Below are 6,839 nucleotides of genomic sequence, written 5' to 3'. Positions count from 1 at the left end.
CGCCGCGGCCGAGGCGTCCGCCTCCGAGACGCTCGCCCCCCACGCCGTCCGGCCCGCCGCCGTCGCTGCCCGCAGCACGGAGCCGCCGAGCAGCCCCAGTCCGATCACGCACACGTCCCGCACGGCGCCCATCCTGCCGTAACCGCCCCGGCTCACGGACGCAGGACGTCGAGCGCCCAGGCGGCGTACAGCGCGACGCCGTGGTCCAGCGCGGTCTCGTCGTAGCGGACCCGGTTGGAGTGGTTCGGCGCCGCCTGCTCCGGATCCTCACCCGGTGGGCACGCGCCCAGGAACGCGAACGTGCCGGGGACCCGCTGGAGGACGTAGGAGAAGTCCTCGGCCCCCATCACCGGGTCCGGCATCCGGTGCGTGTGCTCCGCGCCGAGCACGTCCGCGGCCAGTTCCAGCGCGCGCTCCGACCGGGCGGGCTCGGTGTGCGTCGCGGGGAAACCCGGCCGGACGTCGGCCCCGACCCGGCAGCCGTGCGCCGCGCCGATGCTCTCGCACAGCCGGGGCAGCTCGGTGCGCAGCCTCGCCCGGGTGTCCTCGGACAGGGTGCGGATCGTGCCTTCGAGCTCGGCCGATTCCGGGATGACGTTGTCGGTGGTGCCCGCGGCGATCCGGGTCGTGGTGACCACCGCGGGCTCGAAGACGTTCACCCGGCGGGTCACCATCGTCTGCAACGCGGTGACGATCTCGGCGGCGGCCGGGACGGGGTCGATCGCGTTGTGCGGCATCGAGGCGTGCCCGCCCGCGCCGATCACCTCGACCGAGAACGTGTCGGCCGAGGCCAGCACCGGCCCCGGGCGGGTGGCGATCGTGCCGCTCGGCAGGTTCGCGTAGGTGTGCAGCGCGAAGGCGCTCTCCACCCGCGCTCCGGCCGCGTCGAGCACCCCCTCGTGGATCATGTGCCGCGCTCCGTGGTGCCCCTCCTCGCCGGGCTGGAACATGAACACCACGGAGCCGGCGAGTTCGTCCGCGTGTGCGGCCAGCAGCCGGGCCGCCGAGACGAGCATCGCCACGTGGGTGTCGTGCCCGCAGGCGTGCATCACCCCGTCCACCTCGGAGGCGAACTCCTCGCCGCTGTCCTCGGGCATCGGCAGCGCGTCCATGTCCGCCCGCAGCAGCACGGCGGGGCCCGGCCGGGCACCCCGCAGCACGGCCGTGACCGACGTCGTCGTGCGGCCGGTGCTCACCTGCAGTGGCAGGCCGTCGAGCGCGTCGAGGACGGCCCGTTGCGTCCCGGGCACCTGCAGGCCGGTCTCCGGGTTGCGGTGGATCGCGCGGCGCAGCGCGACCGTCTCGGCGTGCCGCGCCCGGGCCTCGCCGAGCAGCCCGGCGAAGCGGGCGTCGGGCAGGGAAGGCAGTTCGGTGGGTCCGGTCATGACCACAGATGGTGGCACGACGCGCACCCCGCTTTCGTCGTTCGTCCGGGCCGGTTCCGGTATACGGTGGGCGCATGGCGGTGAAAGAGCCGATCACGGGGTTCGCGATGGCCGTGGTGCGCGAGGACGGCCGGTGGCGGTGCAGCCCGCTGGACCCGGCGGCGCTCGGCGAACTGGACACCGCGATCACCGCGCTCCGCGGGCTGCGCTCCACGGGGGCGGTGTTCGGGCTCCTCGCGGTCGACGACGAGTTCTTCGTCATCGTCCGGCCGACGCCGGTCGGGGCAGTGCTGCTGCTGTCCGACGCCGCGGCGGCGCTGGACTACGACATCGCCGCCGACGTGCTCGACCTGCTGCGGGCCGAGGCGCCCGACGACGATGACGACGTGGTCTGGCCCGAGGGCGACCTGGAGATCCTGGCCGATCTGGGCATGCCGGGCCCCGAACTCGAGGTGATCGTCAACGAGATCGAGCTGTACCCGGACGAGCAGTTGCAGATGATCGCGCAGCGCTGCGGCTTCGGCGACGAGTACGCCGCGCTGCTCGACGAGCTGTGACGCCGCTGCGGCCGGGCGGGTCCGACATCGACGCGGTGCGCGCGGCGATCGACCGCGCGCGGTGGGCGCACGCCGCGGAGGACGTACCGATCGGGGCGGTGGTGCTCGCCCCCGACGGCACCGTGTTGGCCGGGGCGCACAACGCCCGGGAGGAGCTGGGCGACCCCACCGCCCACGCGGAGATCCTGGCGCTGCGGGCGGCGGCGCGGGCGCACGGTGACGGGTGGCGGCTGTCCGGCTGCACCCTCGCGGTCACCGTGGAGCCGTGCACCATGTGCGCGGGCGCGCTCGTGCTCGCGCGGGTGTCCCGGGTGGTGTTCGGGGCGTGGGAACCGCGCACCGGCGCGGTCGGTTCGCTGTGGGACGTGGTCCGCGACCGCAGGCTCAACCACCGCCCCGAGGTGCTCGGCGGGGTGCTCGCCGACGAGTGCGCGGCACTGCTGGACGACTTCTTCGCCGGTCGGCGGGACGACTCCGCCGCCGGGATGCAGGGTGCGGACGACCTCACCGGGCCGGGGGTGCCCCCCTCGTCGGATCGGTGAGGACCCTCCAGTACAGTATTCAGCGGTAGCGTGTCCGAGCGGCCTAAGGAGCGCGACTCGAAATCGCGTGAGGGTAACACCTCCGTGGGTTCGAATCCCACCGCTACCGCCACGGCACGGCGCCGGGCCCGCGGGTGAGTCCGCGGACCCGGCGCCGTTTCGCTGTGTGCTCGGTTTCGCTGTGTGCCCGGTTCGTCCGTCCGGTCGGGGGTCAGGCGGCCGACCCGGTCCCCGGTGCCGGGTCGAACACCCGCTCGCGGGTCAGCCACTCGTCGATGCGCCGCATCGTGACGTGCAGCCGGTTGCCCATCAGCACCATGTGGTCCGCCCCGGGGATCTCCACGTAACTGCCGCGCCGGTACCGCCGGGCCGTGGCGCGCGGGATCCGCGGCGAGATCATCCGGTCCCGTTCGCCGCCGATCGCCAGCACCGGCCCGGTGATCGCGTCGAAGTCCACGGTGGCGGCCCTGCGCGGGTCGAGGAACGGGAAGGCCATCTCGCAGTAGGCCCGGCCCGACTCGCAGACCAGGTCGGAGTACAGCCCGCGGACGTAGTCCTCGTCCTGGGTGTGCGCCGCCCCCCAGCGGAGCCGGTGCCAGGTGGGGTACAGCGGCTTGTCCCAGGGGCGCGGCTGGAGGTAGTGGCTGCCGAACAGCCGGACGGTGTTCGGGTACATCCCGAACACGCCCGCCGCCGGGGCCGGGCACGCGGCCACGACGCCCGCGTGCGGGACCCGCGCCGCCACGAGCTGGGCGAGCAGCCCGCCCATCGACAACCCCACCAGCAGCGGCGGCCGGTCCAGCGACCGCGCGAGTTCCGCGAGGTCGTCGGTGTAGTCCGCCAGGCTCACCGAGGCCACTCGCAGCGACCCCTCCAGCAGCGGGAGGTCGTGGTGGCGCAGGCTCGGCGTGTGCACGGTGAAGCCGCGCTGTTCGAACGCCTGCCGGGCTTCGGTCCAGTGGGACCCGCGCATCCAGGTCCCGTGGACGAGGATGACGTGTTCGCTCGCGATCATGCGCCGCAAACTACCCGACCCCGCCGTACGGTCCGCCGCGCGGCGTGGCCCCCCGGACGCCGCGGACGGCAAGTCCCCTGATCGGGCGGCGCACTTCACGCGGCCGGGTGCCGTACTGACACGAACGGCGTGTCCCCGGAAACAATCCCGGAAAGGCGGTCGACAGTGCCGGTATGAGGTCCCCTGGGAACCGTACTGTCGTCCGTCTCCTCGCCGTCACCCTCGCCGGACTGGTGGCGGCGAGCCTGTCCGTCGTCGCCTCCGCGCACTCCGGCCCGGCCCCGGATCCCGGGGCCGGACCTCCCGACCGGTCGGCGTCCGGCTCCGCGGCTCCCGAACTGCCGTCGGGATTCACCCTGCGGACGCTGCCCGCGGCACAGTCCCCGGGCAAGCTCACCGACTTCGCGTACCTGCCGGACGGTGGCGTGCTCACCACCGGCAAGGAGGGCACCGTCTCCTGGGTGTCGGCCGACGGCGAGCGCAGCCGCACGCTGCGCGACCTGCCCGTCGTCGGCGTGCAGGACATGGGGCTGCTCGGCCTCGCCGCGGCCGCCGACTACGGGACCACCCGGCACGTCTACCTGGCCCGGTCGGTGCCCACCGGCGGCGGGTCCTTCGACCTCACCCTGGCGCGCTGGCGCGTGACCGGCGCGGACGAGCCGACCGGGCTGACCGGCGAGACCGAATTGCTCCGTATTCCCGGTGACGCGGTCGTGCACGGGATCACCGGCCTCGTGCCGGACCCCGACGGCACGCTGTGGGTCTCGGTGGGCGACGTGGCCGACTACACCGAGGTGGACCCGCTGGCCCTGCGGGCCAAGGACCCGTCGGTGGTGCAGGGCAAGATCCTGCATCTGGACGCGGACGGCCGGGGCGTCCCGGACAACCCGTTCTACGATCCGGCCGCTCCCGACTCCGCCCGCAGCAAGGTCTTCGCGGGGGGTTTCCGCAGCCCGTTCCGCCTCTCCCTGGACCCACGCACCGGCCTGCCGCTCGTGGGCGACGTCGGCTGGAACACCTGGGAGGAGATCAACCTGGTGCGTCCGGGCCGGACCTACGGCTGGCCGTGCTGGGAGGGCACCGCCCGCACCCCCGGTTACCGGGAGCTGCCCGGCTGCGCGGACGCGGACAACACCGGGCCGTTGGTGAGCCTGCGGCACGGGGAGGGTGCGGACAACGCCAACAGCGTCACCGGCGGCGTGGTCTACACCGGCACGAGCTATCCGGAGCGGTACCGGGGTGCGTACTTCTTCGGCGACTACGCCCACGGCAAACTGTGGACGCTGCGCTACGACGACCAGGGCAGGCTGTCCCGTGGCCCGGAGAGCCCGCCGCTGGGTACCGACATCGGCAGGCCGGTCAGCTTCGGCACCGCGGCGAACGGCGACATCGTCTACGCCGACATCGGTTCCGGCACGCTCAAACGGCTCACGTACGTCGGCGACAACCGTGTCCCGAGCGCGCACGCCGACGTCGACACCGACCCGGACAGCCGCACGGTGACCTTCGACGCCTCCGGATCCACCGACCACGACGGCGACCTGCTGACCTACGAGTGGGAGTTCGGGGACGGGGAGACCGCCTCCGGGGTGCGGGCGCGGCACACCTACGCCCAGGGGATCGACTCCGCCACCGCCACGCTCACGGTCACCGACCCCGCGGGGGCCGTGGACCGCGCGGAGATCACCGTCGTGCCGGGCAACCACACCCCCCGGATCGAGGCGGACGTCCGCGAGGACGCGACCTACGCGGTCGGGGACCCGGTGCGGGTCTCGGCACGGGCCACCGACGCCGAGGACGGACGGCTGCCGCTGCACTGGGAGGCCACGGTGGTGCACTGCCCCGAGGACGCCACCTGCCACGCGCACCCCACCGGGTCCGGGGACGGGCGGTCCTTCTCGATCCCGTTCACCGACCACCCCGACTCGCACATGGAACTCACCGCCACCGCGACCGACGGGGCGGGGGTGACCACGACCTACACGTACGTGGCCGAGCCGAGGGAACACCGGCTGACCCTGACCGGCAACGTGCCCGCGGCCCTGGAGATCGCCAGTGAGGGGGACGGGGACGACGCCGGAGGGACGACCAACTCGGCGTGGGTCACCGAGGGCGCCACGGTCAGCGTGGCCGCGGCCCGGACCGCGACGGACGGCGAGTCCACCTTCCACCACTGGGAGGAGGACGGCGCCACCGACCGCGTCCGGACGTTCACCATGCCCGACGACGACCTCACGTTGACCGCGTATTACCTCGCCCCGGGCGAGGATCCGCCTGCGGCGTCGACCGACACCGCGTCGACCGACACCGCGTCGGCGGCCGACGGACCGCTCGCCGGGCTGATCGGGCCGGACGGACTCCCGGCCGAACTGCTCGGCGTCCTCGCCGACCGCGCCGCGCCGTCCGGATCCCGCCGCAAGGCCGCCGGGCACCGGTCCGGTGGGCACCGGTCCGCGAGGCACCGGGCCGACCGGCGGTTCAGTCCCCGTCCGACACCAGGGCACGTAGCTGGGTGAGCAGGTCGCTGCGGCTGGTGGCGCCGAGCCGCTGGCGCATCCGGGCCATGTGGTGCTCGACGGTCTTGGCGGAGATGAACAGCCGGTCGCCCACCTGCCGGTAGGTCATCCCCGCGACGACCAGCTCCGCCACCTGCCGCTCGCGGTCGCTCAACGCCGGGGCGTCGGCCTCGGCCGGCGTCCGTGCGGGGGAGGAGGTGGCCTGGCCGCCCTGCAACGCGCGGGCGCACTCCAGCAGGGACACCATCGCGGTGCGGTCGGTGGTGCGGATGGCCGCCTGCCCGGCGAGGCGGGCGGCGTCCCAGCACAGGCCCATCGCGTTCAGGGCCTTGGCCGCGGCCTCCACCCGCGCGGGGTCGACCGTGCCGCCGAGTACGTCGAGCCAGCACCCGGCCGCGTCCGCCAGTGCCGCGTGGTACCGGCTGTGCTCGGCGTCGGCCGCCAGCGCCCGCACGTGCTCGGCCGCCTCCGCCCGCTGGTCGGCCATGATCGCGGCGTGCAGCCCGCTCCAGTGCAGGGTCACCGACCACAGCGGAGGGTCGCCGAGCGCGTGCAGCAGCTCGCCCGCCTGCCGCAGATGGTGGGTGAGGCGTTCGCGGTCGCCCAGCCGGGCGGCGGCCACGGCGAACTCGCCGAACGGCAGCAGGGTGAACACGTCGACCCGGTGGCGGATCACCGCGGCGCAGGCGTCGCTCCAGATCGCCCGCAGCGCGGCGAGGTCGCTGGTGCGCCGGGCCAGCCCCGCCCGCAGGCCCACGGCGAACAGCCAGTCCCGCGGTGCGAGGTCGGTGCCCACCGACGCCAACCCCTGCGCCGCCCGGTCG

Annotated in this window: 6 protein-coding genes, 1 tRNA gene and 1 pseudogene; 4 read left to right on the top strand and 4 right to left on the bottom strand. The window is 74.3% G+C overall.

Annotated elements, in window-relative coordinates; genetic code table 11:
- Both SACPADRAFT_RS33855 and SACPADRAFT_RS0211360 read right to left on the bottom strand, forming a co-directional pair.
- Positions 1-132: pseudogene (locus SACPADRAFT_RS33855) on the bottom strand (prephenate dehydrogenase); the annotation flags it as partial.
- 20 nt (positions 133-152) lie between these two features.
- Positions 153-1,385, bottom strand: a complete 1,233-nt coding sequence (locus SACPADRAFT_RS0211360) for a M20 metallopeptidase family protein (protein WP_007025849.1) — start codon at positions 1,383-1,385, stop codon at positions 153-155.
- 74 nt (positions 1,386-1,459) lie between these two features.
- On the opposite strand from SACPADRAFT_RS0211360, the gene SACPADRAFT_RS0211355 reads away from it, so the two are divergent.
- The 3 genes from SACPADRAFT_RS0211355 to SACPADRAFT_RS0211345 all read left to right on the top strand — a co-directional run bounded on the left by SACPADRAFT_RS0211355 (position 1,460) and on the right by SACPADRAFT_RS0211345 (position 2,596).
- Positions 1,460-1,942, top strand: coding sequence for a tRNA adenosine deaminase-associated protein (locus SACPADRAFT_RS0211355; protein WP_007025848.1), 483 nt, complete (start codon positions 1,460-1,462; stop codon positions 1,940-1,942).
- Positions 1,939-2,484, top strand: coding sequence for a nucleoside deaminase (locus SACPADRAFT_RS0211350; RefSeq protein ID WP_007025847.1), 546 nt, complete (start codon positions 1,939-1,941; stop codon positions 2,482-2,484). Before SACPADRAFT_RS0211355 ends, SACPADRAFT_RS0211350 begins: the two co-directional genes overlap by 4 nt.
- Before the next feature lie 24 nt (positions 2,485-2,508).
- A tRNA-Ser gene (locus tag SACPADRAFT_RS0211345) sits at positions 2,509-2,596 on the top strand.
- Positions 2,597-2,695: 99 nt separating this feature from the next.
- Here the strand turns inward: SACPADRAFT_RS0211345 and SACPADRAFT_RS0211340 are convergent.
- A complete protein-coding gene (locus tag SACPADRAFT_RS0211340; RefSeq protein ID WP_007025846.1) occupies positions 2,696-3,499 on the bottom strand; it encodes an alpha/beta hydrolase in 804 nt (267 codons plus the stop codon).
- Between the two features lie 173 nt (positions 3,500-3,672).
- Here SACPADRAFT_RS0211340 and SACPADRAFT_RS27045 point away from each other — a divergent pair, with 173 nt between their 5' ends.
- Positions 3,673-6,015: a PQQ-dependent sugar dehydrogenase gene (locus SACPADRAFT_RS27045; RefSeq protein ID WP_007025845.1), complete on the top strand. Its 2,343-nt coding sequence runs from the start codon at positions 3,673-3,675 to the stop codon at positions 6,013-6,015.
- On the opposite strand, the gene SACPADRAFT_RS0211330 is transcribed toward SACPADRAFT_RS27045, so the two are convergent.
- Positions 5,978-6,839: helix-turn-helix transcriptional regulator (locus tag SACPADRAFT_RS0211330; protein WP_007025844.1), on the bottom strand; the 862-nt coding region annotated here is incomplete at its 5' end. The two genes, SACPADRAFT_RS27045 and SACPADRAFT_RS0211330, sit on opposite strands and share 38 nt — an antisense overlap.

The sequence above is a fragment of the Saccharomonospora iraqiensis subsp. paurometabolica YIM 90007 genome (assembly GCF_000231035.2).
GTDB lineage: Bacteria > Actinomycetota > Actinomycetes > Mycobacteriales > Pseudonocardiaceae > Saccharomonospora > Saccharomonospora paurometabolica.
The sequence above is the reverse complement of the archived record's forward strand: the minus strand, read 5'-3'. Positions and strand labels throughout refer to the sequence as shown.

Excerpts from the sequence above, each read along its gene's own strand:
- SACPADRAFT_RS0211360 (WP_007025849.1), bottom strand. The coding sequence starts at position 1,385 with ATGACCGGACCCACCGAACTGCCTTCCCTGCCCGACGCCCGCTTCGCC.
- SACPADRAFT_RS0211355 (WP_007025848.1), top strand. The coding sequence starts at position 1,460 with ATGGCGGTGAAAGAGCCGATCACGGGGTTCGCGATGGCCGTGGTGCGC.
- SACPADRAFT_RS0211340 (WP_007025846.1), bottom strand. The coding sequence starts at position 3,499 with ATGATCGCGAGCGAACACGTCATCCTCGTCCACGGGACCTGGATGCGC.
- SACPADRAFT_RS27045 (WP_007025845.1), top strand. The coding sequence starts at position 3,673 with ATGAGGTCCCCTGGGAACCGTACTGTCGTCCGTCTCCTCGCCGTCACC.